The sequence below is a fragment of the Streptomyces sp. T39 genome, from assembly GCF_008042045.1.
Lineage (GTDB): Bacteria > Actinomycetota > Actinomycetes > Streptomycetales > Streptomycetaceae > Streptomyces.
Genome location: NZ_RDBP01000246.1, coordinates 1 through 614 on the forward strand (window position 1 = coordinate 1; position 614 = coordinate 614).

Here is a 614-nt window from a genome sequence, read left to right on the forward strand (position 1 = left end):
GCACGATGCCGTCGGCCTTGCGGTCCTCCGGCAGCAGGCTGATCCCGGCCCGGATGGCGCTCGCCGGGGTGAGCCGTCCGACGGGGGCGCCGCCGACCGTCATCTCGCCGGCGTCGAGGGGGAGCGCGCCGGCCAGCGCCCTGGCGGTCTCGCTGCGGCCGGAGCCCAGCAGGCCGCCGAGGCCCAGCACTTCACCGGGGTGGAGTTCCAGGGAGACGCCGTCCAGCTGGTGTCCATGATGCTCGGCCGGGAGATCTCCGAGGTGCGCCGGCACGGCGTGACGAGCTTCGGCGAGGAGGGGCACGACATCGCGCGCACGCCCGTGCTCACCGCCGACGGTCTCTCCCGCAGGCACCAGCTGGACGCGGTCCAGGCCGGCCAGCTCGCCGGTGTGGATGTGCCGGCCGTCGCGCAGCACGGTGACCCGTTCGCAGACGCGGTACAGCTCGTCCATCCGGTGACTGACGTAGACGACGGCGATGTTCTTGCGCCGCAGGTCGCCGATGACCCGGAAGAGGGTCTCGACCTCGCGCGGTTCGAGCGACGAGGTGGGTTCGTCCATGATGACGACCTGCGCCCTGACGGAGACCGCCCGGGCGAGGGCGACCATCTGC

General features: G+C 73.0%; 1 protein-coding gene. It reads right to left on the reverse strand.

The annotated features are described in order from the left end of the window. The coding region (locus EAO77_RS37790) for an ATP-binding cassette domain-containing protein (protein ID WP_410088771.1) at positions 1-562 on the reverse strand (562 nt) is incomplete at its 3' end. Positions 563-614 lie beyond the last annotated feature (52 nt).